Origin of the sequence: Micromonospora sp. AKA38, from assembly GCF_027925725.1 — a bacterium.
Classification (GTDB): domain Bacteria; phylum Actinomycetota; class Actinomycetes; order Mycobacteriales; family Micromonosporaceae; genus Micromonospora.
The window spans coordinates 85,826-109,677 of the sequence record NZ_BNEI01000002.1 but is presented as its reverse complement, the minus strand read 5'-3'; the positions used below and the strand labels follow the sequence as shown (position 1 = coordinate 109,677).

The following is a 23,852-nucleotide window of genomic DNA, read 5'->3' as shown; positions in this document are numbered from 1 at the left end:
GAACCGGGTTCATCATGTCACCGACGATCTTTGTCCGCCGATCCCCGAATCGTGCCGCCGGTCGATGCTTTCGGTGTCGGGCGCTGCACGTTCGGCCAGTTCCCGGAGGCCGGTAAGAAATGTGATTGCGGCGGCTCGACGCGCACTCCGGGGCGGTCCCCGGGGTGATGTCGCCCGTATCGGTCATCGGGAGCTTCCGCCGCCTCGACACCATTGTGGAGGGATATGCCGGATGCGGTCGGCGGGCGGCGGCGAGCCCGTACCGACTGCTCATTGTGGCTGTTGACGGCGTCGTTGACAGCGTGATCTTCGATGGAATACGGTTCCTGGCGTAGCTGGCGCGGTTTCTGGCCGCCGACAATCGGTGTGCGCGTTCCGGCGTCGGCGTGCCGAATTTCCGCGACCGATTCGGTAATTGCTCCGACGCGCCCGCTGCTGTCGGATGTTCGGCGTTCGCCGAAAACGGTTTCCCCGCTCGGCGCTTTGTGTCGGCAGGTGACGCCCGACCGTCGTCCGCCGGTCACCGCCCCGCCCTCCGCCGCCGCGTCGACGACGGGATCGATCATGGCGGACGGGCCGGACGGCGCGGGACGGGCCGAAAGGCGCGACGGGGGCCCGGGCGGTAGGCGGGCGGCCAGCCGATCGGTGGAGCGGGGTCGCCGTGTGGCCGGAATTGATGACGAGCGGTCGATTACCGGTGCGGCAACGTATCGCGAGAACTCCTTGCCTCCTACGGTGACGTCCGGCACGCGGACGGAGGGAAGTCGGGAGCCACCCGAGGGGCGCCGTCCGGGCGGACAGGGAGAGTTGTCTCGATGCGAGTTTGGAGTCGCGCGGTAGCGGTGCTCGCCGCCGGCGCGGTCGTGGTGGCGGGGGTGCCGGCGTTGGCCGGCGTCGTCACCGTCACCGACGCCGGTGTCACCGGGCGCACCGGCGCCCAGGCGACGGGGGGCCGCGCCGCGCTCGGCGCCGCCCGTACGGTCGTCACCAGGGCGCAGGTCACGCCGGGGGACACCCGGCTGATGCCGAGCACGCCCCGCACCGACACGCCGCGGATCACCAACGGCGAGATCACCGACATCGAGGTGATCGGCAACCGGGTCTTCATCGCCGGCACGTTCACCTCGATCGCGAACGTCGGCGGCACGGCGATCGCGCAGAAGTCGCTGGCCTCGTACAACCTGGACACCGGCAAGGTGGACACCGGCTTCAAGCCGACCATCGACGGCGCTGTGGCAGCCGTCGAGGCGTCGCCGGACGGCACGTCGCTCTACATCGCCGGCTCGTTCAACACGATCAACGGCGTCACCAAGCGCAAGATCGCCCGGCTCAACCCGACCACCGGCGCGCCGGTGGCCGCGTTCACCGCGACCGCCAGCGCGCGGGCGACCGCGCTGGCCGTGAGCCCCACCGCCGTCTACGTCGGCGGCCAGTTCGCCACCGTCAACGGCGTCGCCCGCAGCGGCCTGGCCGCGCTGAACCCGACCACCGGCGCCGTCGACACCGCGTTCAACCTGCCGGTCACCGGTGGCATCGGCGTCGGCGGCATGCTCACCGTGCAGCAGCTCAAGCTCACCCACGACCGCAGCAAGCTGCTGGTCGTGCACACCGGCCGCCAGATCGCCGGGCAGGACCGCTACGGCGTGGCCCTGATCGGTACGGCCAGCAAGGCGCTGCTGCCGTGGCGGACCCGGCTGTGGGAGGACAACCTCTCCTTCGTCGGCGGCATCCAGCGCGTCTTCGCCGGTGACATCGCGCCGGACGACTCGTACTTCGTGGTCACCAGTGGTTCGGGCGGCGACCGGCCGCCGATCAACGACACCGCCATCGCGTACTCGCTGACCGGAAACGACCACGTCGAGCCGCTCTGGATCTCCCGGCACTTCGACAGCATCTACTCGGTCGCGATCACCGACACCGCCGTCTACGTCGGCGGTCACTTCAGCTGGCAGGAGTCGCCCACCTCGAACGTGCCGTGGCCCGGGCTGGACAACGTCGGCTACGGCACCGGCCAGGGCCTGAGCGGCTACGGCCTCGGCGACCAGGTGGTCCGCCGCGACCACCTCGGCGCGCTGGACCCGCTCACCGGCACCGCGCTGGAGTGGAACCCCGGCTCCAACTCGTACGAGGGGGAGAAGGCGATGCTGGCCACCGCGCGCGGTCTGCTGGTCGGCGGCGACGGCAACGTCAAGGGCGGCAAGACGACCGGTCGGGTCGCGTTCTTCGACCTGTCCAAGGAGCCGGCGCCGTCGGCGCTGGACACCACGGTCACCACGCCGATCGAGGGCGCGGTGAAGCAGGCCGGTGAGTCGTTCGACCTGGGTGGCCAGGCGCTCGCCCCGGCCGGCGTGTCCAAGGTCCAGGTCGAGGTCATGGACCGCAACAGCGGGCAGTACCTCCAGGCAGACCTGACGACCTGGGGTGCGTTCAAGTCGCTGAACGCCACGGTCGCCGCGCCGAACGCCACGTCCACCACCTGGAAGCTCCCGGTGTCGCTGCCGGCCGGCGTCTACCAGATCCAGGCGAAGACGGTCGGCCGCGACGGGGCCGGCGACACCACCAAGGCGATCAAGAAGATCGAGGCGTTCCGCTTCGACGACCTGCCGCCGGCCACCCGGATCACCGCGCCGACCGCCGGCCTGATCGCCACCCAGAGCTTCGTCGCCACCGGCACCGCGACCGACGACAAGGGCGTCAGCTCGATGATCTACTCGTTCCGCACGCCGGACAACCGGTACCTGCAGGACGACGGCAGCGTCGCGGCGGTCTACAACACGTTCCGGGGCGAGCCGGACGTGCTCGGCGCGACGTCCGCCACCTGGCAGTACGAGGTGACGCTGCCGACCGAGGGGCAGTGGCGGATGACCGCCACCGCGGTCGACACGGCCGGGCAGAGCGACCTGCGCGGCGACACCCGGGACTGGACCGTCTCGGCGACCGGTGTCCCGCCGACCGTGGCGATCACCGCGCCGGTGGCGATGACCCCGCCCACCGCCGCCGCGCCGTTGACCGTGGCGCCGGGCGCGACGGTCACGTTCGCCGGCACCGCCGCCGACGAGGACGCGCTGAAGTCGGTCGAGATCTACCTGCGCAACAACACCACCCGCGAGGCGCTGGCCGCGGACGGCACCTGGGGCGCCGACTCGGTCGCCGCGTACCACCGGATCTCCCCGACCAACCTCGACGCCGCCACGTTCGACTGGTCCTTCACCACGGTTCCGCTCACCCCCGGCGTCTACGACTTCCGGGTACGCGCCACCGACAGGCTGGGCCTGACCACGTCCAACACCAACCTGGGCCGGCTCACCGTCACCGCGCAGGTGCCCGGCGACGCCTTCCCGAACGGGCTGCTCAGCTTCACCGGGACCGACCAGAACGTCGACCGGCTGCACCTCGACCTGGCCGGCACGGCGACCGACGACAAGGGCGTGAAGGCCGTCCGGGTGGCGCTGCGCGACCTGGACACCGGCCGGTACGTCCAGCCGAACGGCACGATGGCCGCGGCGTTCGCCACGCTCGACGCGACGCTCGCCGCCCCGAACGCCACCAGCACCACGTTCACGCTCCCGGTCGACCTGCCCACGAAGGGCACCTACAGCGTCGAGGCGTGGGCGGTGGACACGGCCGGCCAGCAGGACGGCTCGACCAGTGGCGCCACCGCGAAGTACCTGGTCTACCCCGGTGACCTCGACCCGACGCTGGAGCCGAGCATCACGCCGGTCGAGGGCGAGGTCTACACCGGTGGCCGGATCGTGGTGACCGGCCGGGCGGTCGACGACGTCGGCATGCAGAAGGTGGAGTTGCAGATCACCAACGCCGCCGGGCAGGGCATGAACGCGGCCGGCACGTTCGGCCGGGCCGGCACGTGGATCGCGGCGTTCCTCACCAGCCCGGGTTCGCCGGGGTCGAACTTCGCGTACACGTCGCCGGTGGTGCCGGCCGGCACGTACACGGTGACGATCCGGGGCATGGACAACTACGGGCAGTACCAGCAGCCGGTCCGTACCGTCTCGGTGACCGTCGCCGACTGATCCCGGTCGGCCGCGGGCCGGTCCGCGTCGGTTCTCCCGACGCCGGGCCGGCCCGTCGCCGTCAGGGGCGGACGAGCCGCATCCCGGCGGTGGCCGGCCGGTCCATGGTGGCCAGCGCCGCGGGCGCGTCGGCCAGCCCGATGACGCCGGTGACCAGCTCGCCGGGGCGCAGCACCCCGGCGGTGACCAGCCGCAGCAGCTCGGGATAGGCGTGGGCGGGCATCCCGTGGCTGCCCCGCAACTCCAGCTCGTGGGCGATCACCAGGTCCATCGGCAGCGCGGGCCGGCCCTGCGCGGCGGGCAACAGCCCGACCTGCACGTGCCGGCCGCGCCGGCGCAGGCCCTCGATCGAGGCGACGCAGGTGGCGTGACTGCCCAGCGCGTCGAGCGAGAGGTGGGCGCCGCCGCCGGTCGCGTCCCGGACCGCGGCGGCCACCTCGCCGGGTCCGCCGAGCGCCGACCCGTCCAGGCAGACCGCGGCGCCGCTGCGCCGGGCCAGCGCCAGCGCGGCGGGCGTGACGTCCACGGCCACCACCCGGGCGCCGCTCGCCGCCGCGATCATCACGGCGGACAGGCCCACCCCGCCGCACCCGTGTACGGCCACCCACTCGCCCGCGGCCACCCGGCCCTGGGCGACCACGGCCCGGAACGCGGTGGCGAACCGGCAGCCGAGCGCGGCGGCGGTCCCGTCGTCCACCTCGTCCGGCAGCCGGACCAGGTTGACGTCGGCGTGCCGCACCGCCACGTACTCCGCGAACGAGCCCCAGCCGGTGAAGCCCGGCTGGGTCTGCCGCTCGCAGACCTGCTGGTCGCCGGCGAGGCAGGTGGGGCACCGCCCGCAGGCGCAGACGAACGGCGCGGTGACCCGGTCGCCCGGCCGCCAGCCGCGTACGTCGGCGCCGACCGCGGCGACGACACCGGCGAACTCGTGCCCGGGCACGTGCGGGAGCCGGATGTCCGGGTCGTGGCCCTGCCAGCCGTGCCAGTCGCTGCGGCACAGCCCGGTCGCGCCGACCCGGACGACCACCCCGTCGCGCGCCGGGACGGGGTCGGCCACTTCCCGCACCTCGGGCCACGCGTTGAACTCTTCGAACACCACCGCCCGCATCCCGCCATCCTCCCCGGCCCTGATGTGCGGAGGGCAAGGGGCAGGGCGCAAGTTGCGGGAAAGCGGCAGAAATATATTGATGCCGGCAAATCTTGACGCGTGTTCGTGTGGTGGCGCACGGTAAGGAAAGCGGCCGGTAGTGCAGGAGGCGGTCATGCGGTTGAATCCGTTCGCGGGAGCGTATCTCACCGATCCGGCCGGCGTCTGGGCCCGCCTGCTGGCCGCCGACGGCGGCGTGCACCACGACGACGAACTCGGATTGTGGCTGATCACCCGGCACGCCGACGTCCGGCGGGCGCTGGCCGACGCGCGGACGTTCGGCAACGCGCTCACGCTCGCCCCGGTGTACGACATCTGCCCCGAGGCGCTCGCCCTGGTCGCCGGCATCGACGCGCCACCCACCACCGCCGCGGCCGACCCGCCGGTGCACCCCCGCACCCGCCGGGCGCTGCGGGTCACGTTCGCCAACACCCCGGAACGGGTGGAGCAGCGCTACGGCCGGATCGTGCGTCGCCGGGTGGACGAGCTGGTGGCGCGGCTGGCCACCCGGGTCGGCGACGAGGTCGACCTGGTCCCGGCGTTCACCGCCGAGCTGCCGCTGCTGGTGCTGCTCGACATCCTCGGCGTGCCGGCGTGCGACGTGCCGCGCATCCGGGCCTGGGCGGACGGGCAGATCGCCCTGATCTGGGGCAGCCCCGACCCGGCCGAGCAGGTCCGGCTGGCCGGCGGGCTGCTGGAGTTCTGGCACTACTGCCAGGACCTGGTGCGGCGCCGGCTGGACGGCGGCGGTGACGACTACGTCGCCGAGCTGCTGGCGTACCGGGGCGGCGACGACGAGGTGCTGACCGTCGCCGAGGCGTCGAGCATCGTGTTCAACCTGCTGGTGGCCGGGCACGAGACCACGGCCGGGCTGCTCGCCCACGCGGTGGACCGGGCGCTGTCCGAGCCGGGCCGGTGGCGCTCGCTCGCCGAGCGCCCGGAGCGGGTCCCGGCGTTCGTCACCGAGACGCTGCGCTTCGCGCCCGCCATCGACGGCTGGCTGCGGGTCACCAACCACCCGGTCACGCTGGGCGGCGTGGCCATCCCGGCCGGGGCGCGCTGCCTGTTGCTGATCGGCGCCGCCAACCGCGACCCGGCGGTGTTCGGCCACCCGGACCGGTTCGACCCGGACCGGCCGGACGCGCACGACCACCTCTCCTTCGGTCACGGCCCGCATTTCTGCATCGGCGCGGCGCTGGCCCGGCTGGAGGCGGGCACCGCGCTCACCCGTCTCGCCGCGGCCCTGCCGGACCTGAGGCCGGCCCCGGGGCATCCCCGCGTCTTCCGGCCCAACCTGGCGTTCCGCGCGCACCGCGGGCTGCCGGTGACCGTCGCGCCGCCGGTGCCGACCGACCGCCGTCCGGTCGCGCGGCCGGTGGCGTGACCGGGCGGCGTCGGCGGACACGCAGCGCAGTCACGTCTTCACACCCGTACGCCGGTGGGTTAAGAATGACCCCCTGCGAACGCCCAGTCATCGCCCGTCCTCGATCTGCTGCCGATGCCGGTCCGGCGTCGCGAAGGTGAGCACATGGATCGCACGCCCGCGTCGAGCGCCGCTCCCTCCGCCGCCAGCCGCCAGTTCCGTGCCGAGCTGCGCCGCTGGCGGACCCGGCGTGGCCTGACCCAGCGGGCGCTGGCCGAGCGGGTGCGGTTCAGCCGGGAGACGGTCGCCGCGGTCGAGTCCGGCCGGCGGTTCGGCAGCCAGGAGTTCGCCGTCCGGTGCGACGAGGTGCTCGCCACCGGCGGGCGGCTCGCCGAGCTGTGGCCGCAGGTCGCCGTCGAGCAGTTGGCGGCGGACGGCCGGCGGGGGCCCCGGCTCGGCGAGGTGGACCCGGTCGGTCCACCGGCCGCGCGGCGCGATCCGCGCGATCCGCAGGCGGTGGTGGCGGCCATCGACGAGCTGCGGGAACTGATCGGTCAGGTGCTCGCACAGCCCGAACCGGAGGGCCCGCCGCCGTCGGCGGCCAACCGGCACTGATCGGGGTCGATGCCCCGTCCGGGTGTGCCGTCGGCGTCGCCAACTCTGGGTACAGATGCTGGTACGGCCTGTTTGTACCACGGTCGGGTCTGGCCTCGGCGCGTGGCTTCCGGCGGAATGAGACGTGCAATCCGCAAGTGCAGATAGAAGTTTGCCGATCAGCGCGGGGAGTCAGCAGTGGCGTCGAGCACGAGGTCCCACGCGGCCCGACCCTACCCGCCCCGCCGCCGTCGGTGGCGCATCGGCGGCCGGATGCGCCTCATCGTGGCGGCCCCGCTCGTCGCCGTGATGGGTTTCGCCGGACTGGCACTGACCGAGAGCGCCCGACAGACCGCCCGCGCCAGCGATCTCGGCCAGCTCGCCCAGCTCGGCGCCGAGGCGGGTGGCCTGGCCCACCGGTTGCAGTACGAGCGGATCGTCGCCGCCGACCTGCTCACCCGGGGCGCCCCCGACCAGCAGGACGCGTTCGCCGACGCCACCACCGCCACCGACGCGGCGGTCGCCGGATACCGCCGGCAGCGGGCCCGGGTGCCCGCCGGCGCCGCCGCCGAGCAGGCCGTCCTGCCGCGGATCGACGCGGCGCTGGCCAACCTCGCCCCGCTGCGCGCGCAGGTCCGCACCGCCGAACGCGCCTCGGTCTCGGCGATGACGTTCAGCTACCGCATCGTCATCGCCGACCTGCTCGGCCTCCGGGAGAGCGTCACGCTCGGCGTGGTCGAGCCGCGGATCGCGGACGGCATCCGCGCCTCCGCCGCGTTGTCCAAAGTGGCCGAGGCGGTCGGTCAGCAGCAGGTGGCCGTGCTGCGCGCGGTCACCGCCGGCCAGGTGACGCCCGCGCTCCAGCAGGACATCACCGCCGCCCGGACCGGCGTCACCGAGGCGTCGCTGGCCTTCCAGGCGCTCGCCCGGCCGGCCTGGCAGGGCTGGTGGGAGCAGGCCGGCAGCGGCGAGAACGCGCTGCGGCTGCAACGGCTCCTCGACCAGGTGGCCCGGACGGCGGCGGGAGACCGCCTCGAACTGGACCTCGGCACCTGGCTCACCGCCACCCAGCAGTGGGCGGTCCGCCTGGCCGAGCTGCGCCTGCGGGTCGACGGGGCGGTGCTCGACGACATCCGGGCCGCGCACGCGGACCAACGTCGCCGGACCGTGGTGGAGGCGGCGGCGGCCCTGCTTGCCCTCCTGCTGACCGCGCTGGTCACCTGGGCGGTGGCCCGCCAGATCACCCGGCGGCTGCGCCGGCTGCGGGACGCGGCCAACGCGGTCGCGTTCGAGCGGCTGCCCCAGGTGGTGGCCCGGCTCCAGGAGCCGGACAGCGCCTCGGTCGACCCGGACGACCTGGCCCGTCGCCAGGCCGTCGACGCGCTGGAGGTCTCCGGCGACGACGAGATCGGGGAGGTCGGGCAGGCGTTCAACGCGGTGCACCGGGCCGCCGTGCGGACCGCTGCGGAGCAGGCCGTGATGCGGGCCAACACGGCGGAGATCTTCATCCACCTGAGCCGGCGGGAACAGCGCCTGGTCGACGCCGTGCTGGCCCAGGTGGACCGCGTCGAGCGGGACGAGACCGACCCGGACCGGCTGCACCAGCTCTACGCGCTGGACAACCTCGCCACCCGGATGGGCCGGATCAACGCCAGCCTGCTCGTGCTGGGCGGGGTGGGCGTCGGTCGGGTCCGCCACCACGACGTGCCGCTGCCGCAGGTGCTCCAGGCCGCGCAGAGCCAGATCGAGCACTACGCCCGCATCCGTCTCGGCCTGGTCGACGGCGACGTCGCGGTGGCCGCCGAGTCGGTCGACGAGGTGGTGCACCTGCTGGCCGAGCTGATGGAGAACGCCACCGGCTACTCGCCGCCGGCGACCGAGGCGTGGGTGACCGGCCGGAGCCTCGGCGACCGGGTGATCGTGCAGATCAGCGACGAGGGCGTCGGCCTGCCCCCGCTCCGGCGGCAGCAGCTCAACGACCTGCTCGCCCAGCCGCCCGCCATCGACGTGGCCACCGTGCGGGCGATGGGACTGGTCGTGGTGGGGCAGCTCGCCACCCGGCTGGGCGCCGCCGTGCAGCTCCGGTCCGGGCCGCGGCGCGGCACCATCGCCGAGGTGGCCCTGCCGGCCGCGCTGCTCCGGCTGCTGCCGCCCGAGGAGTTCCTGCTCACCCCCGAGCGACCGTCCCGCCGGGCGGCCCGCGCCACGGTCGCGTCCCCGGTCGTGCCGGCCACCGTCGTGCCCGCCGGCGCGCGGCCCGCTGTGGCGCCCGCCGGCGCGCGGCCCGCCCCGCAGCCCTGGGCCGGTGGTCCGGCCGCCGACCGGGCGCTCCCGGTCGCTCCGGTGTTCCAGCCGGCGTCGTCGGCCGCCGCCGCCCCCACCGAGGAGCTGATCATCTTCGACCAGGTCAACCACTGGTTCCAGGCCGACCGGCCGGGCGACGACGCGTCCTGGGCCGGCCCGGCGGACGACGCCTGGCGCACCGCGGCGCGCGCCGACGAGCCCCGGGTCGCCGGCACCACCACGTCCGGGCTGCCGCGCCGGCAGCCGCAGGAGCACCTGGTGCCCGGCGGTGTCCCGGCGCCCCGGCAGGCCACCGAGCACCGGGACCCGGCGCGGGTGGCCACCGCCATGGCGGCGTACGCCCGCGGGGTCGCCGGCCGCCGGACCAACCTGATCACCAACTGACCCGACAGGGAGTGCACGTGACCGACCACCAGGATCTCGGCTGGCTGCTGGACGCGTTCGCCGAGCGCGCCGCCGAGGTCACCCACGCGATCGCCATCTCCAGCGACGGTCTGATGGTGGCCGCCACCCGCGGCCTCCCGCCGGACCGGGCCGACCAGTTGGCGGCCACCGGCAGCGGGCTGGTCAGCCTGCTGCGCGGCGCGGCGGCGTTCTTCGACGCCGGCGCGGTGATCTCCAACGTCACCCAGCTGGAGGGCGGCTTCATGTTCTCCATGGCGTTCAACGACGGCGCCTCCCTGCTCGTGCTCGCCGATCCGCGGTGCGACGTCGGCAAGGTCTCCTACGAGATGGCCGAGTTGGCGAACCGCATCGGCGATGCGCTCACCCCCGCGGCCCGGGCGGCCCTGAGCCGCAGCCGCTGACCGCCGGCGTCCCGCCGGACTCCGCACCCCTGACACCAGGAGAGACACCATGTCCCTGAACCTGACCCGGCGCAGCCGTGCCCGCACCGCGGCGTTGCTCGCGCTCGTCCTGCTCGCGGCACCCGCCTGCGCCGACGACGGCCCGACCGCCGGTCCCGGCGGCACCGTCAAGATCGGCCTGCTCGCGTCGCTCTCCGGCACCTACCAGTCGGTCGGCAAGGACATCCGCGACGGCTTCCAGCTCTACCTGTCCGCCCACGACGGCAAGCTCGGCGGGCGGACGGTCGAGGTGGTCGTCGCCGACGAGGGCAACGGCGCGGCCACCGCCGTGCCCGCCGCCACCAAGCTGCTCAAACAGGACCGGGTGGTGGCGCTCACCGGCATCGTCGGCGGCGGCTCGGTGGCCGCGGTCCAACCGCTGCTCACCGAGACGAAGGTGCCGTTCGTCGGCTCCAACGGGCGGCCGGAACTCAAGGACGTGTCCCGGGTCTGGCACACCTCCTACCTCTCCGACGAGCCCGGCGAGGCGATCGCGGCGCACGTGCGCGAGGACGTCAAGGGCAGCGTCTACGCGATCGGCCCGGACTACCAGGGCGGCTGGGACGAGCTGCGGGGCTTCACCGAGGCGTACGCCAAGGCCGGCGGGAAGCTGGCCAACCCGGACGGCAAGACCACGTTCACGCCGTTCCCGGCGACCACCAACTTCACCCCGTACTTCGCCCGGATCAAGGCGTCCGGCGCGGACGCGGTCTACACGTTCTACGCCGGCAGCGCCGCCATCGACTTCGTCAAGCAGTACGCCCGCTCGGAGATCAGGGACGTACCGCTCTACGCCGCCGGCTTCCTGACCGAGGGCGGTGTGCTCGACGCGCAGGGCGACGCGGCGCGGGACATCTACTCGGTGCTGAACTACTCACCGGACCTCGACAACGCGGAGAACCGGGCCTTCGTGGCCGCCTGGAAGGCCGAGCACGACGGCTCCCCGACGACGTACGCGATGGCCTCCTACGACGCGGCGGCGGTGCTGGACCGGGCGATCGCGGCGGCCGGCGACGACGCCACCCCGGACCGGATCAACGCGGCCATCGGTCAGCTCGGGCAGATCGCCAGCCCGCGCGGCACCTGGCAGTTCTCGCCGACCACCCACGCCCCGGTGCAGAAGTGGTACCTGCGTCAGGTCCGCCCGGACGGGCGGGCGCTGTCCAACACCGTGGTCGGCGACCTCGCCACCGTGGGCGGCTGAGACGTGCCGGTCGACCCGTACGTCGTCCCGGCCGTGGACGGGGTCGCCTACGGGCTGCTGGTGTTCGTCGCCGCGTCCGGGCTGGTGCTCTGCTTCGGCGTGGCCGGTATCCTGAACCTGGCCCACGGCACGCTGTTCGCGATCGGCGGCTACACCGCCGCCGCGCTGCTGGACGGTGGCTGGGCCAGCCTGGCGCTCGCGCTGGCGGTCGGCGTGCTCGCCGCCACCGCCGCCGGCGCGCTGGTCGCGGTGCTGCTCACCCGCGTCGCGGCGGCCGGGCACCTCACCCAGGCGCTCGTCACCTTCGGCGTCGCGCTGGCCGGCGGCAGCCTGCTGGTGGCCGCGTTCGGCCCGGACGACCCGCCGGTCCGGGTACCGGCCGCGCTGGACGGGTCGGTGGCGGTGGCGGGGCACCGCTACGCCGCGTACCGGCTGGTCTTCATCCTGGTGGCCGCGTTGCTCGCCGGCCTGCTGCACCTGGTGGTGCGTCGCACCCGGGCCGGCATGCTGGTGCGGGCCGCGGTCGACGACGCCGAGATGGTCGCCACGCTCGGGGTGAGCCCGGCTGTGGTGCGGGTCGGCGTGCTGGCCGCGGCCGGTGCGCTGGCCGGGGCCGCGGGCGTGCTCGGCGCGCCGATCATCGGTCCGGGGCCGGGCACCGCCGACGCGGTGCTGCTGCTCTCCCTGGTCGTGGTGGTGCTCGGTGGCCTCGGCTCGATGACCGGCACGCTGCTCGCGGCGCTGGCGGTCGGGCAGATCCAGACGCTCGGCGTGGCGCTCGTCCCGTCGGCCGCCCCGTTCCTGCTCTTCGCCGCCATGGCGGTGGTGCTCGCGGTCCGGGCGCGCGGCCTGGCCACCGCCCGGAGGGCGACATGAGGGACCGGGCCGTGCGGGCGCTGCGGGTGACCACGTGGTCCGGGCGGCGCGCGGTGGACGACGTGCGGGAGCGGGCCGTCCGGCTGCTGCGTGTGACCGTCGCCGCGGCGGTGCTGGTCGGCCTGGTCGCCGCGCCCTGGACGGTGGACGACTACACCGTGGCGTTGCTGGCCCGCACGCTGGCGTTGGGCCTGGTCGCGGTGAGCGTCGCGCTGCTGACCGGCGTCGCCGGGCTGCCCACGCTCGGCCAGACCGCGCCCTACGCGGCCGGCGCGTACGCCGGCGCGGTGGTCGGCGGCCAGCTCTCCGACGTCGGGCCGGTGCACCTGCTCGTCGCGGCCGGGGCGGGGGCGGCGCTGGCCGTGGTGGCGCTGCCGCTGGTGCTCCCGGCCCGCGGGGTGGTGCTCCTGATGATCACGCTGGCGGTCGGTGAGCTGGCGGTGGTCCTCGCCGGCCGGTGGACGTCGGTGACCGGCGGCACGGACGGTCTCGCCGGCATCGCCGCGACCCGGCCGCTGTGGGGGCTGCCGGTGCTGGCCACCGACCGGGCCCGCTACCTCTACACGCTGGTGGTGGTGGCGGTGCTGGCCGGCCTGGTGCTGCTGGTGCTGCGCGGCCGGGTCGGGCTGCTGCTGCGGGCCGGCCGGGACGACGAGGCGCGGCTGCGGGCCAGCGGGCACCGGGTGGCGGCGCACGTGGCCGGCGTCCACGTCGCCGCCGGCGCGATCGCCGGCGCCGCCGGCTCGCTGCTGGTCACCGCGCAGCAGTACGTCTCGCCGGCCGACTTCGGGTTCGACACCTCCGCGCTGCTGCTGCTCGGCGTGGTCGTCGGCGGGACCGCCTCGGTCGGTGGCGCGCTGGTCGGCGGCGTGCTTGTGGTCGCCGCCCGGGACTGGCTGTTCGGCGCGTTGCCCGGGCAGGCGCCGCTGGTGCTGGGCCTGGCCTTCGTCGTGGTCGCGCACCTGCTGCCCACCGCCCGCCGCACCCGGCGGGCCGGGCGTGCACGGCCGCCGTCCGCCCCGGACGACGCGCGTCCCGGCGACGTCCGCCGGCCACCCGCGGTGACCGGGGTACGCGCATGACGCCGCTGCTCACCGCCGAGGCGGTCACCGTGCGGTACGGGTCGCTGACCGCGCTGGACGGCGTCGACCTGCGGCTGCCGCTCGGGCAGCGGCACGCGCTGATCGGGCCGAACGGCGCGGGCAAGACCACGCTGCTCGACGTGGTGGCCGGCGCCACCCGGCCGGCCGCCGGCCGGATCAGGCTGGGCGGGCACGACGTCACCCGGCTCGGGCCGGCCGCCCGGGCCCGGCGCGGCCTCGGCCGGATCCACCAGCGTCCCGCCGTCTGGGGTTCGCTTACCGCCCGGGAGAACGTGCTGGTCGCCGCGCTGCCCCGGCGGGCCGGCCGGTGGCAGCCGGCGGCGCGGCGGCGGGCGGCCGGGCGCACCGCGGACGCGCTGCTGGACCGGGTCGGCCTCGGCGACCTCGCCGCGACGCCGGCCGGGCAGTTCGCCCACGGGCAGCGCCGGCAACTGGAGATCGCGGTGGCGCTGGCCGGGCGGCCCCGGCTGCTGCTGCTCGACGAGCCGGCCGCCGGGCTGTCCGCGGCGGAGGTCGGCTGGCTGGCGGAGTTCCTGCGCGGGCTGCCCCGCGCGGTCGCGGTGCTGCTGGTCGAGCACCGGCTGGACCTGGTCTACGCGCTCTGCGACACGGTGACCGTGCTGCGCGACGGCCGGACGCTCGCCACCGGGTCGCCCGCCGAGATCCGCGCGTCCGGCCCGGTCCGGGAGGCGTACGCGGAGGGAGTGACGTGATGCTGCGCATCGACCGGCTCTGCGCCGGCTACGCCGGTGGCACCGTGCTGCACGAGGTGAGCCTCGACGTGCGGCCCGGCACGGTGCAGGTGGTGGTGGGCCGCAACGGCGCCGGCAAGAGCACGCTCGTGCACTGCGTGGCCGGCCTGGTCCGGCCGCACGCCGGGCGGGTCGAGCTGGGCGGCGTACCGGTCACCGGACGGCAGCCGCACCGGATCGCCCGCGCCGGGGTGGGACTGGTGCCGCAGGGCCGGCGGGTCTTCTCCCGGCTGACCGTGGCCGAGCACCTGGTCCTGGCCGCCGCGCCGTGGCGGGCGGCGACGCCGGGCGGCGAGGGCTGGACGGTCGCCCGGGTGCTGGAGCTGCTGCCCCGGCTCGCCGACCGGCTGCGGCACCGCGGCGACCAGCTCTCCGGCGGTGAACAGCAGATGCTGGCGATCGCCCGGGCGCTGCTCGGCCAGCCCCGCGTGCTGCTGCTCGACGAGCCCTGCGAAGGGCTCGCACCGGACCTGGCGCTGCGGGTCCGCCACCTGGTCCGGTCGCTGGCCGGGGCCGGGCTGACCGTGCTGCTGGTGGAGCAGCAGATCCGGCACGCGGTCGAGGTCGCCGACCGGGTCGCGGTGCTGGAGTACGGCCGGGTGGTCTACGACCGGCCGGCCGACGAGGCCCGGGCCGACCCGGGCGCGGTGGCGGCGCTGCTCAGCGTCGCCGCGGTCGCGGAGCCACCGGCTCCCCGGCCCCGGCCCGGGCTGCCCACGCCCTCGGGCCCGTGAACCGACCGACCACGAACACAGGAACGAGGAACGATGCCGACCGACGTCCCCGAGACCGAGTCCGCCCCCGGGAGCGACTACGCCTTCGACACCGGCGCCGCCGACGCGGTGCCCCAACTGCAGGCGCTCGAAGCCTTCCTCGACCCGATCACCACCGGCCGGCTCGCCGCGCCGCTGCTCGCCCCCGGTGTCCGGTGCTGGGAGGTCGGCGCCGGCGGCGGCTCGGTGGCCCGCGCCATGGCCGCCGCCGTCGGCCCGAGCGGCCGGGTGCTCGCCACCGACCTCGACCTGACGCATCTGCGGCCGGCCGGCAACCTCGACGTCCGCCGGCACGACGTGCGCCGGGAGCCGCCGCCGGGGGACGGGTTCGACGTGATCCACGCCCGGCTGGTGCTGCTGCACCTGCCGGAGCGGCGCCGGGTCCTGCGCACGCTGGCCGGCGCGCTCGCCCCGGGCGGGTGGCTGGTGGTCGAGGAGTTCGACTGCACCGCGCCGCTGCGGGTGCTCACCGCGCCGAGCGACGACGCGGCGAAACTCTTCGCCCAGGTCACGGACGCGATGCTGAGCATCCTCCAGAGCCACGGCGCGGACCTGGCCTGGGCGCAGGACGTGCACGCCGAACTGGCCGCCGCCGGCCTGGTCGACGTCGACACCGTCAGCCACGCGCAGAGCTGGGCGGGCGGCTCGCTCGGCATCTCGCTGTACGGCACGAACTCCCGTCAGCTCGAGCCGGAACTGCTCGACGCCGGGCTGTCGCCGGGCCAGCTCGACGCGTTCCGCCGGCTCCTGCGCGACCCCGGGTTCGCCGCGATGTCGTACCAGTTCGTGTCGACCCGGGGTCGGCGTCGGGGTCCGGTGCGGCGGTGACGCGCGGGCCTCGGCGTAGTGGACCCCCGCCGAGGCCCGCGCCACCCGGTCTGGTGGTGCGGGTCGGCCAGGGCGGGTGCTTGGATGGACGGCATGCCCAACCCCGCGATCCTCACCGTCGACGACGACCCGGCCGTCTCCCGGGCGGTCGCCCGCGACATCCGGCGTCGCTACGGCGACCGCTACCGGGTGGTCCGGGCCGACTCCGCCGAGGCGGCTCTGGACGCGCTGCGCGAGTTGAAGTTGCGCGGCGAGCAGGTGGCGGTGCTGCTCGCCGACTACCGGATGCCGCAGATGAACGGCATCGAGTTCCTCGAGGCGGCGATGGACCTCTTCCCCGCCGCGCGCCGGGTCCTGCTCACCGCGTACGCCGACACCGACGCCGCGATCAACGCGATCAACGTGGTGGACCTCGACCACTACCTGCTCAAGCCGTGGCACCCGCCGGAGGAGAAGCTCTACCCGGTGCTGGACCAGCTCCTGGCGGCGTGGACCGCGGAGGGCGCCACGACCACGCCCGAGCTGCGCGTGGTCGGGCACCGCTGGTCGGCGCCGTCGTTCACGGCGCGTGACTTCCTGGCCCGCAACCTGGTGCCGTTCCGCTGGGTGCTCGCCGACGAGCCGGAGGGCGCCGGGCTGCTCAGCGCCGCGGGCGTGACCGCTGACGACGTACCCCTGGTGGTGACCGCGGACGGCACGTCGCTGGTGCGGCCGACGACGGCCGACCTGGCCGCGCGGGTCGGCCTCGCCACCACGCCGGCCGCCGAGTTCTACGACCTGGTGGTGGTCGGCGCCGGCCCGGCCGGGCTGGGCGCGGCGGTCTACGGCGCCTCGGAGGGGTTGCGGACCGTGCTGATCGAGCGGCGGGCGACCGGCGGGCAGGCCGGGCAGAGCAGCCGGATCGAGAACTACCTCGGCTTCCCGGACGGCGTCTCCGGCGCCCAGCTCACCGACCGGGCCCGCCGGCAGGCGCTGCGGTTCGGCGCGGAGCTGCTCAGCGCGCGCGAGGTGGTGTCGCTGGAGAACGCGGGCGGCGCGCGGGTGCTGCGGTTCAGCGACGGCAGCAGCGTCGCCGCGCACACCGTGGTGCTGGCCACCGGCGTCTCCTACCGGATGCTGCCGGCACCCGGGCTGGCCGAGCTGACCGGGCGCGGCTGCTTCTACGGCTCGGTGGCGAGTGAGGCGCCGAGCTGCGCCGGGGAGGACGTCTACATCGTCGGTGGCGCGAACTCGGCCGGCCAGGCCGCGGTGCACTTCTCCCGGTACGCCCGCCGGGTGCACCTGCTCATCCGCGGCGACGACCTGTCCCGGTCGATGTCCAGCTACCTGATCGACCAGATCGCCCGGATCGACGCCATCGAGGTGCACCCGTGCACCGAGGTCGTCGGCGGCGCCGGTCAGGAGCACCTGGAGCGGGTGACGCTGCGGGACATGCGCACCGGCGAGACCCGGGACGCGGACACCTCGTGGCTGTTCGTTTTCATCGGCGCGGAGCCGCACACCGACTGGCTCGACGGCGCGGTGGTCCGGGACCGTCGGGGCTTCGTGCTGACCGGGCCGGACCTCACCCGGGGCGGCCACCGGCCGGCCGGCTGGTCCCTGCCGCGCGACCCCTACCACCTGGAGTCCAGCATGCCGGGCGTGTTCGCCGCCGGGGACGTGCGGGCCGACTCGGTGAAGCGCGTCGCGTCGGCGGTGGGGGAGGGCGCGATGGCGGTCTCACTGGTGCACCGGTACCTGGAGGCGCAATGAGTGCTGATCGGCTCACCACCGACGAGCTTCGCGGGCTGTTCCTGTTCGAGTCGCTGACCCAGGAGCAGCTCGCCCACCTGGCCGAGCACGGCCGGGTGGAGCGGCGTCGCACCGGCGAGGCGGTCTACGTCGAGGGCGAGCCGGCGAGCTGCTTCTACGTGCTGCTGGACGGCACCGTGGCGATGCACCAGCGGGTCCAGGGCGACGAGGTGGAGGTGAGCCGCACCAGCCAGCGCGGCGTCTACGGCGGCGCCATGCAGGCGTACGTCGGCGACCCGGCCGAGCAGCGCTACCGCAACAGCCTGCGCGCGGTCACCGACTGCGCGGTGTTCGCGCTGCCTGCGGCGATCATCGCGGACGCCATGCGTGGCTGGTTCCCGATGGCCACCCACCTGCTGGAGGGGCTGTTCATCGGGATGCGCAACACGCAGACCATCGTCGGTGAGCGGGAACGGCTCCTGGCGCTGGGCGCGCTCTCCGCCGGGCTCACCCACGAGCTGAACAATCCGGCGGCGGCGGCGGTCCGGGCCACGTCGGCGCTGCGCGGCCGGGTGGCCAAGATGCGGCACAAGCTCGCCATGATCGCCGACGGTCGGCTCGACGGGCGGCGCCTGCACGACCTGGTCGCGTTGCAGGAGGAAGCGGTGAAGCGGGCCGCCGCCGCGCCCACACTGTCGCCGCTGGCGGCCAGCGACGCCGAGGACGAGCTGGCCGACTGGCTCGACGAGCACGGCGTACGCGGGGCCTGGGAGCTGGCCCCGACGCTGGTGGCCGGCGGGCTCGACACCGGCTGGCTGGCCCAGGTCGACGCCGCGGTCGGCGGCGACGACCTGGAGTCGGCGGTGCACTGGATCACCTACACCATCGACACCGAGCTGCTGATGGGCGAGATCGACGACGCGGTCACCCGGGTGTCCGGGCTGGTCGGCGCCGCGAAGCAGTATTCCCAGCTCGACCGCGCGCCCTTCCAGACGGTGGACGTGCACGAGCTGCTCGACGCCACGCTGGTGATGCTCCAGGCGAAGATCCCGGCGGGTGTCCGGGTGGTCCGGGAGTACGACCGGAGTCTGCCCACGGTGTCGGCGTACGCGGCCGAACTCAACCAGGTCTGGACGAACCTCATCGACAACGCGCTGGGCGCGATGGCCGGCGAGGGCACGTTGACGGTGCGCACCGGCCGCACCGACGAGCGGCTGACCGTGGAGATCGCCGACACCGGTCCGGGTATCCCGCCGGCGGTCCGGCCGCGCATCTTCGAGCCGTTCTTCACCACCAAGGCGGTCGGCGAGGGCACCGGTCTCGGGTTGGACATCTCGTACCGGATCGTGGTCAACAAGCACCACGGCGACATCCGGGTCCGGTCGGAGCCCGGCGACACCCGGTTCACGGTGCTGCTGCCGCTCACGCCGGCCTGACCGGGCGCGGGTAGAGGGTCGGCCGATGCCGGCCGGGCGGCCCGCGACGGCGGTCAGAACAGCGTGGCCGGGCCGACCGGGGCCGGCTCGGGCGGCGGCGCCAGCTCGGGCAGGCGGGCGCGCACCTGGTCGTGGAAGCGCCGGGCCAGCTCGGGGGCGTCCGCGTTGTCCGGCGTGTGCACGAACACGGTCGGCGAGCGGCCCTCGCGCAGCCAGCCGACGACCACGTCCAGCCACGGCTGCCAGCCCTCGACCGTCGCGGCCGGGTCGTCCCGGCCGAGGTAGCGCACCACCGGCCGGTCGGTCAGCGCCCCGGTGCGTCTCGGCAGGCGCGGCTTGCGCGTCCACGCCTCCCGCTCCGCGTCGCTGGTCGGCGGCGTCCGGAAGAACGCGGTGGTGTCGAACGGGACCCACTCCGCGTCGGCCCGGCCGAGCATCCGCTCCAGCAGCCGGATTGCGTCGGCGTCGGTGAAGAAGGCGGGGTGTCGGACCTCGACCGCGTAGCGGTGGGTGGCGGGCAGGGTACGCAGGAACCGGTCGAGGTCGGGCACGTCGGTCGGGCCGAACGAGCCGGGCAGTTGCACCCAGAGCATGTGCGCCCGCGGGCCGAGCGGTTCCATCGCGTCCAGGAACGCCCGCAGCTCGGCCTCGCCACCGGTGAGGCGGCGCTCGTGCGTGACCACCTTGGGCAGCTTCGCCAGGAAGCGGAACTCCGGGTCGGTCTGTTCCGCCCAGGACGCCACCGTGTCCCGGCCCGGGGTGGCGTAGAACGTGGTGTTGCCCTCGACCGCGTCGCACCAGCCGGCGTACGCGCGCAGCCGCTCGCCGGCCGGCAGCGGGTGCGGCAGGAACCGGCCGGCCCAGGACCGGTGCGTCCACATGGCGCACCCGACGTGCAGCCGCATCCGGTCTCCTCCCGCACGGCGTCGGACGGGACCGCCCGAACCGCGCCCACCGTATCCGGCTCCCGTCGACGGGTCGGATCGGGCCGCGCCTCGCCCCCGGTCACGGTGCGTGACCTCGCCGAAGGAACAATCAGGTGTGAAGGGGTATACCTCAGCGTCATAATTATGACGCTGAGGTATACCGCGTCAGACGTCCCATTGCCGCCGGCTCCGACACGCCGGGAACAGCCCGGGGCGCCGACTCGCAGCCGCGGGTCAGAGCGCGGCGGTGCGTGTCACGGCCGCTCCACTCGCGTCGGGTCGCCGCGGACCAGCTCGTCGTGGGTCCGCCAGCGGGCCGTCGCGCCGTCGCGCCGGGCGGCCCCGTCGTCCTCGGCGACCCGCCGGCGCAGCAGCTCGACCGCGATCCGGCGGTTGAGGTGCAGGTGCCGTTCGGTGTCCACCACCACGGTCCGGCCGGAGGGCCGGTGGGTGGCCCGGACGGCCGTGCTGGCCTTGTTCCGGTGCTGCCCGCCGGGTCCGCCGGTGCGGCAGGGCACGAACGCGACGTCGCTCTCGTGGAACGGCGTGGCCTCGGCGTCGGCCCGGTACGGGCGGGCGGTGACGAACCAGTTCTTGCGCCCGTGACCCGGCCGGTAGGGGCTGGGCGCCTGCCAGCAGAGCGTGCCGGTCCAGCCGGCGGCGAACTCCTCCGCGCCGGGACCGGTGATCCGCAGCCGCACCGACCGCCAGGTGCCCGGCCGGTCACCCGGCACGCTCTCCACCCGGGTCGTGCCCAGGCGGTGCCGGGCGGCGTCGGCCTCCAGGCGGGACAACAGCCGGGCCAGCGCCCACGCGCACTCCGCCGGGCCACGCCCGGCGGACAGGAACAGGTCCGTCACCGCCGCCCCCGGCGGCGGCCCGGCGCGACATCAGGCGTCTTGTAGGTGACCAGGGGCACCGTGGTGGTGACCGGCGTGGCCAGACGGTGCGCCACCAGGTCGCCGATCACCTGCTCGATCCGCTTGTACGCGGTGGGCGCCTCCTCGAACAGCAGTTGCCGGTCGCCGCACACCACGATCGAGCCGACCGGCGTGCGGCGCAGCTCCTCGACGGTGTGCTTGGCCTTGCCCCGGCGCAGCGCGTCGGCGCGGGACATCTTCCGGCCGGCGCCGTGCGCCACCGAGTGGTTGGCGTCCGCGTCGGCATGCGCGGCCACCAGGTAGGACGGGGTGCCCCGGGTGCCGGCGACCAGCACGTCCCGTCCGTCGCCCGGGGCCGCGCCCTTGCGGTGCAGGTAGTGCCCGTCACGGAGCTCCACCAGGTTGTGGCACTGGTCGACGACCGGCTCGGTGGGCTCGGCGCCCAGCGCGTACGCGACCCGGGCGGCCAGCAGTCGCCGGTTGAGCGAGCCCCACCGGACGGCGTCGTCGTGTCGGGCCAGGTAGGCGTCCGGCTCGGGCGCGGGGCCGGCGCCGTGCGCCTCGGTGTGCTCGCGCAGGATCCGTTCGCCCAGCCCGCGTGACCCGGAGTGCACCACCAGCACCAGGTCGCCGGTGGCCAGCCCGAGCCGCTCGGCGTGCTCCGGCGCGTCGAGCGCGCCGACGCGGGCCAGCTCGACGAAGTGGTTGCCCCGGCCGACCGTGCCGAGGCCGTCGAGGTGGCCGGCGGGCACGTCGCCGGTCAGCACCGACCAGGCCGGGTCGTCGGCGTCCCGCTCGGGGTGCAGCGCACGGTCCAGGTCGGGGAAGCGGGCGGCGAGCCGTTCCGGTACGGCCCGGCGCAGCGCGATCGGGAACACCGCGATGCCGCACCCGATGTCGGAGCCGACCAGGAACGGGTAGAGCACCGTCGAGGCCATGGCGGCGCCGATCGGGGCGCCCTTGCCGGGGTGCAGGTCGGGCATGGCGGCGACGTGCGTCATGCCGTCCAGCGCGGCGACCTGGTGGCACTGGTCGAGTGCGGCGGACTCGATCCAACTGCCGGGGGAGGAGAAGACGGAGACGGAGGCAGGCACGGACCGACACCCTCCCGGACCCCGCCGCGCCCGGCAACCGACTTTCGTCGACATCGGGTCACCGGCTCCATAGACTCCGGTCGTTCTGGTACCACGAGTCCAGGGAGGACCCACGTGTCGAGCGAAACCCGACCGCACGCCGCCCCGCTGCTGGCCCGCCTCGCCGGGGTGACGGTGGCCGCCGTCGCACTGGTCGCCGGCTCCGCCGTCGCCGCGACCGCGGCCCCGGCCGCCGACCCCGCACCGACCAAGGGGCCGTGCGCGTACACGCCGACGCCGGACGAGCCGGCGGCCCGGCCGGTGCCGCTGCCGCCGGACCCGCGCCGTACGCCGGACCGGGGCACGGTTCGGGTCACGCTGCGCACCAACCAGGGGCCGATCGGGCTGACCCTCGACCGCGAGCAGGCGCCGTGCACCGTGCAGAGCTTCCTGCACCTGGCCCGGCACCGGTTCTACGACCGGACGCCCTGCCACCGGCTCACCGCGTACCCGACGTTGACGGTGCTCCAGTGCGGTGACCCGTCCGGCACCGGCGAGGGCGGTCCGGGTTACCGGTACCGCGACGAGCTGCCCACCGACCTGCCGCCCGCGCCGACCGACCCGACCGGCGTACGCCGCCTCTACGCCCGTGGCACGTTGGCCATGGCGAACGCCGGCCCGGACACCAACGGCAGCCAGTTCTTCCTGGTCCAGGCCGACTCGGCGCTGCGCCCGAACTACACCGTCTTCGGGCGGGTCGACGCGGCCGGACTGGCCACGCTGGACCGGATCGCGGCCGGCGGCATCGCCGCCACGCCGGAGGACCCGGCGCCGGTGGACGGCGCGCCCGCCCAGCCGGTGGAGATCTGCAAGGCGACCCGGGGCCGCTGACGACGCCGGCCCGGTGGGACGGCTGACGTCCCGCCGGGCCGCCGGGCGGCTGTCGTCGTCCCGTCGTCCCGCCCGGTAGCCTGCGGCGGTGACGCACGAGCGGGAGATCACCGAGCCGGTCGACCTGTGCCGCCCCGACGGGCGGTTGAACCCGGCGGCGGTCGGGTGGAGCCGCCGCCCGCTGCACCGGTCGAACCTGCGCGGCTGGGGTCGGGCCAAGCGGTGGGAACACTGGGGCGTGGTCACCCCGACGCACATCCTCGGCCTGGTCGCGTCCTCGCTGGACTATGCCGGCGTGCAGAGCCTCTACCTGCTCGACCGGCGGACCGGCCGGGAGACCGTCACCGAGGCGGTGGTCCCGTTCGCCCGGGGCGCGGTGTTGCCGCCGGTCAGCGGCGCGGGGGCGGTCCGGGCCCGTGGTGGCGGACTGGTCATCGAGGTGGACCAGGGCCCCGACGGCAGCGCTGTCCGGGCCACCGCGCCCGGTGTCGAGGTCGACCTGACGGTGCCGCTGCCACCGGGGCACGAGTCGCTCGGCGTGGTGGTGCCGTGGAGCACCCGCCGGTTCCAGTACACGGTCAAGGACGTGGGCCGCCCGGCGCACGGCACGCTGCGGGTGGACGGCACCACGTACCCGGTGGGCGTGGGGTCGTTCGCGGCGCTGGATCACGGTCGCGGCAAGTGGCGGTACGCGGTGCGGTGGAACTGGGCGGCGGGCAGCGGGCCCGGCCGGGCGATCCAACTCGGCGGCACGTGGACCGACGGGACCGGCTCGACCGAGAACGCGGTCTTCGTCGACGGTCGGCTGCACAAGATCGGGGACGACCTCGCCTGGCGGTACGACCGGGCCGACTGGCTGCGGCCGTGGCGGATCACCGGCGACCGGGTGGACGTCACCTTCCATCCGTTCCACGAGCGGGTGGGGCGCACGAACCTGCTGGTGCTGGCCGGCGAGACCCATCAGTGCTTCGGGCACTTCACCGGCTGGGCCGCCACCGACGACGGTGCGCGGGTGGACCTCGACGGCCTGGTCGGCTGGGCCGAGGAGGCGCGTAACCGCTGGTGACACGCGTCCCCGCCGGGGCCGGCGGGGA

Annotated in this window: 20 protein-coding genes; 15 read left to right on the top strand and 5 right to left on the bottom strand. The window is 75.1% G+C overall.

The window, feature by feature from the left end:
- Positions 1-17 precede the first annotated feature (17 nt).
- Positions 18-566 carry a hypothetical protein gene (locus TPA0908_RS04130; protein WP_281934807.1) on the bottom strand — a complete coding sequence of 183 codons (549 nt, stop codon included), beginning with the start codon at positions 564-566 and terminating at the stop codon, positions 18-20.
- A 249-nt stretch (positions 567-815) separates the two neighbouring features.
- Here TPA0908_RS04130 and TPA0908_RS04125 point away from each other — a divergent pair, with 249 nt between their 5' ends.
- On the top strand, positions 816-4,031 hold the full coding sequence (locus TPA0908_RS04125) for an Ig-like domain-containing protein (protein ID WP_281934805.1): 3,216 nt from the start codon (positions 816-818) through the stop codon (positions 4,029-4,031).
- Positions 4,032-4,092: 61 nt separating this feature from the next.
- Here the strand turns inward: TPA0908_RS04125 and TPA0908_RS04120 are convergent, their stop codons facing one another.
- The gene (locus tag TPA0908_RS04120; protein WP_281934803.1) at positions 4,093-5,139 is read right to left on the bottom strand and encodes a zinc-dependent alcohol dehydrogenase family protein; all 1,047 of its coding nucleotides are present in this window, start codon (positions 5,137-5,139) and stop codon (positions 4,093-4,095) included.
- A 154-nt stretch (positions 5,140-5,293) separates the two neighbouring features.
- On the opposite strand from TPA0908_RS04120, the gene TPA0908_RS04115 reads away from it, so the two are divergent.
- From TPA0908_RS04115 to TPA0908_RS04060, 12 genes are all read left to right on the top strand, one after another.
- Positions 5,294-6,562 carry a cytochrome P450 gene (locus tag TPA0908_RS04115; RefSeq protein ID WP_281934801.1) on the top strand — a complete coding sequence of 423 codons (1,269 nt, stop codon included), beginning with the start codon at positions 5,294-5,296 and terminating at the stop codon, positions 6,560-6,562.
- 144 nt (positions 6,563-6,706) lie between these two features.
- Positions 6,707-7,156 (top strand): helix-turn-helix transcriptional regulator, encoded by a 450-nt coding sequence (locus TPA0908_RS04110; protein ID WP_281934799.1) that lies wholly within the window; start codon positions 6,707-6,709, stop codon positions 7,154-7,156.
- Positions 7,157-7,408: 252 nt separating this feature from the next.
- Entirely contained in the window at positions 7,409-9,823 is a 2,415-nt protein-coding gene (locus tag TPA0908_RS04105) for a sensor histidine kinase (RefSeq protein WP_281934798.1), read from the top strand.
- A gap of 17 nt (positions 9,824-9,840) precedes the next feature.
- Positions 9,841-10,245: a roadblock/LC7 domain-containing protein gene (locus TPA0908_RS04100; RefSeq protein WP_107156703.1), complete on the top strand. Its 405-nt coding sequence runs from the start codon at positions 9,841-9,843 to the stop codon at positions 10,243-10,245.
- A gap of 49 nt (positions 10,246-10,294) precedes the next feature.
- Positions 10,295-11,488: an ABC transporter substrate-binding protein gene (locus TPA0908_RS04095; protein WP_281934796.1), complete on the top strand. Its 1,194-nt coding sequence runs from the start codon at positions 10,295-10,297 to the stop codon at positions 11,486-11,488.
- A gap of 3 nt (positions 11,489-11,491) precedes the next feature.
- Positions 11,492-12,364: a branched-chain amino acid ABC transporter permease gene (locus tag TPA0908_RS04090; protein WP_281934794.1), complete on the top strand. Its 873-nt coding sequence runs from the start codon at positions 11,492-11,494 to the stop codon at positions 12,362-12,364.
- Complete coding sequence (locus TPA0908_RS04085; RefSeq protein ID WP_281934791.1) at positions 12,361-13,446, top strand: branched-chain amino acid ABC transporter permease; 1,086 nt, start codon at positions 12,361-12,363, stop codon at positions 13,444-13,446. Before TPA0908_RS04090 ends, TPA0908_RS04085 begins: the two co-directional genes overlap by 4 nt.
- Positions 13,443-14,180, top strand: a complete 738-nt coding sequence (locus tag TPA0908_RS04080; RefSeq protein WP_281934790.1) for an ABC transporter ATP-binding protein — start codon at positions 13,443-13,445, stop codon at positions 14,178-14,180. Before TPA0908_RS04085 ends, TPA0908_RS04080 begins: the two co-directional genes overlap by 4 nt.
- Positions 14,180-14,953 carry an ABC transporter ATP-binding protein gene (locus tag TPA0908_RS04075; protein WP_281934789.1) on the top strand — a complete coding sequence of 258 codons (774 nt, stop codon included), beginning with the start codon at positions 14,180-14,182 and terminating at the stop codon, positions 14,951-14,953. Before TPA0908_RS04080 ends, TPA0908_RS04075 begins: the two co-directional genes overlap by 1 nt.
- A 33-nt stretch (positions 14,954-14,986) precedes the next feature.
- Complete coding sequence (locus TPA0908_RS04070) at positions 14,987-15,820, top strand: methyltransferase domain-containing protein (RefSeq protein ID WP_281934788.1); 834 nt, start codon at positions 14,987-14,989, stop codon at positions 15,818-15,820.
- Positions 15,821-15,913: 93 nt separating this feature from the next.
- Complete coding sequence (locus TPA0908_RS04065) at positions 15,914-17,572, top strand: NAD(P)/FAD-dependent oxidoreductase (RefSeq protein WP_281934786.1); 1,659 nt, start codon at positions 15,914-15,916, stop codon at positions 17,570-17,572.
- A complete protein-coding gene (locus TPA0908_RS04060) occupies positions 17,569-18,987 on the top strand; it encodes an ATP-binding protein (protein ID WP_281934784.1) in 1,419 nt (472 codons plus the stop codon). The genes TPA0908_RS04065 and TPA0908_RS04060 overlap by 4 nt, the downstream gene beginning before the upstream one ends.
- A 53-nt stretch (positions 18,988-19,040) precedes the next feature.
- Here TPA0908_RS04060 and TPA0908_RS04055 read toward each other — a convergent pair whose 3' ends face one another.
- The 3 genes from TPA0908_RS04055 to TPA0908_RS04045 all read right to left on the bottom strand — a co-directional run bounded on the left by TPA0908_RS04055 (position 19,041) and on the right by TPA0908_RS04045 (position 21,942).
- Positions 19,041-19,868 (bottom strand): DUF72 domain-containing protein, encoded by an 828-nt coding sequence (locus TPA0908_RS04055; RefSeq protein ID WP_281936233.1) that lies wholly within the window; start codon positions 19,866-19,868, stop codon positions 19,041-19,043.
- A 299-nt stretch (positions 19,869-20,167) separates the two neighbouring features.
- Positions 20,168-20,773, bottom strand: coding sequence for a peptide chain release factor H (prfH, locus tag TPA0908_RS04050; RefSeq protein WP_281934782.1), 606 nt, complete (start codon positions 20,771-20,773; stop codon positions 20,168-20,170).
- On the bottom strand, positions 20,770-21,942 hold the full coding sequence (locus TPA0908_RS04045; protein WP_281934780.1) for an RNA ligase RtcB family protein: 1,173 nt from the start codon (positions 21,940-21,942) through the stop codon (positions 20,770-20,772). The genes prfH and TPA0908_RS04045 overlap by 4 nt, the downstream gene beginning before the upstream one ends.
- 60 nt (positions 21,943-22,002) lie before the next feature.
- On the opposite strand from TPA0908_RS04045, the gene TPA0908_RS04040 reads away from it, so the two are divergent.
- Positions 22,003-22,758: a peptidylprolyl isomerase gene (locus tag TPA0908_RS04040; protein WP_107156618.1), complete on the top strand. Its 756-nt coding sequence runs from the start codon at positions 22,003-22,005 to the stop codon at positions 22,756-22,758.
- An 88-nt stretch (positions 22,759-22,846) separates the two neighbouring features.
- Complete coding sequence (locus TPA0908_RS04035; RefSeq protein WP_281934778.1) at positions 22,847-23,824, top strand: DUF2804 domain-containing protein; 978 nt, start codon at positions 22,847-22,849, stop codon at positions 23,822-23,824.
- Positions 23,825-23,852: the final 28 nt, after the last annotated feature.

What these genes read in the sequence shown, in the direction of transcription:
- TPA0908_RS04125 (WP_281934805.1), top strand. Translation starts at nt 816, where the DNA reads ATGCGAGTTTGGAGTCGCGCGGTAGCGGTGCTCGCCGCCGGCGCGGTC.
- TPA0908_RS04095 (WP_281934796.1), top strand. Translation starts at nt 10,295, where the DNA reads ATGTCCCTGAACCTGACCCGGCGCAGCCGTGCCCGCACCGCGGCGTTG.
- TPA0908_RS04075 (WP_281934789.1), top strand. Translation starts at nt 14,180, where the DNA reads ATGCTGCGCATCGACCGGCTCTGCGCCGGCTACGCCGGTGGCACCGTG.
- TPA0908_RS04085 (WP_281934791.1), top strand. Translation starts at nt 12,361, where the DNA reads ATGAGGGACCGGGCCGTGCGGGCGCTGCGGGTGACCACGTGGTCCGGG.
- TPA0908_RS04115 (WP_281934801.1), top strand. Translation starts at nt 5,294, where the DNA reads ATGCGGTTGAATCCGTTCGCGGGAGCGTATCTCACCGATCCGGCCGGC.
- TPA0908_RS04130 (WP_281934807.1), bottom strand. Translation starts at nt 566, where the DNA reads ATGATCGATCCCGTCGTCGACGCGGCGGCGGAGGGCGGGGCGGTGACC.
- TPA0908_RS04045 (WP_281934780.1), bottom strand. Translation starts at nt 21,942, where the DNA reads ATGTCGACGAAAGTCGGTTGCCGGGCGCGGCGGGGTCCGGGAGGGTGT.
- TPA0908_RS04060 (WP_281934784.1), top strand. Translation starts at nt 17,569, where the DNA reads ATGAGTGCTGATCGGCTCACCACCGACGAGCTTCGCGGGCTGTTCCTG.
- TPA0908_RS04110 (WP_281934799.1), top strand. Translation starts at nt 6,707, where the DNA reads ATGGATCGCACGCCCGCGTCGAGCGCCGCTCCCTCCGCCGCCAGCCGC.
- TPA0908_RS04065 (WP_281934786.1), top strand. Translation starts at nt 15,914, where the DNA reads ATGCCCAACCCCGCGATCCTCACCGTCGACGACGACCCGGCCGTCTCC.
- TPA0908_RS04055 (WP_281936233.1), bottom strand. Translation starts at nt 19,868, where the DNA reads ATGTGGACGCACCGGTCCTGGGCCGGCCGGTTCCTGCCGCACCCGCTG.
- TPA0908_RS04120 (WP_281934803.1), bottom strand. Translation starts at nt 5,139, where the DNA reads ATGCGGGCGGTGGTGTTCGAAGAGTTCAACGCGTGGCCCGAGGTGCGG.
- TPA0908_RS04070 (WP_281934788.1), top strand. Translation starts at nt 14,987, where the DNA reads ATGCCGACCGACGTCCCCGAGACCGAGTCCGCCCCCGGGAGCGACTAC.
- TPA0908_RS04080 (WP_281934790.1), top strand. Translation starts at nt 13,443, where the DNA reads ATGACGCCGCTGCTCACCGCCGAGGCGGTCACCGTGCGGTACGGGTCG.
- TPA0908_RS04105 (WP_281934798.1), top strand. Translation starts at nt 7,409, where the DNA reads ATGCGCCTCATCGTGGCGGCCCCGCTCGTCGCCGTGATGGGTTTCGCC.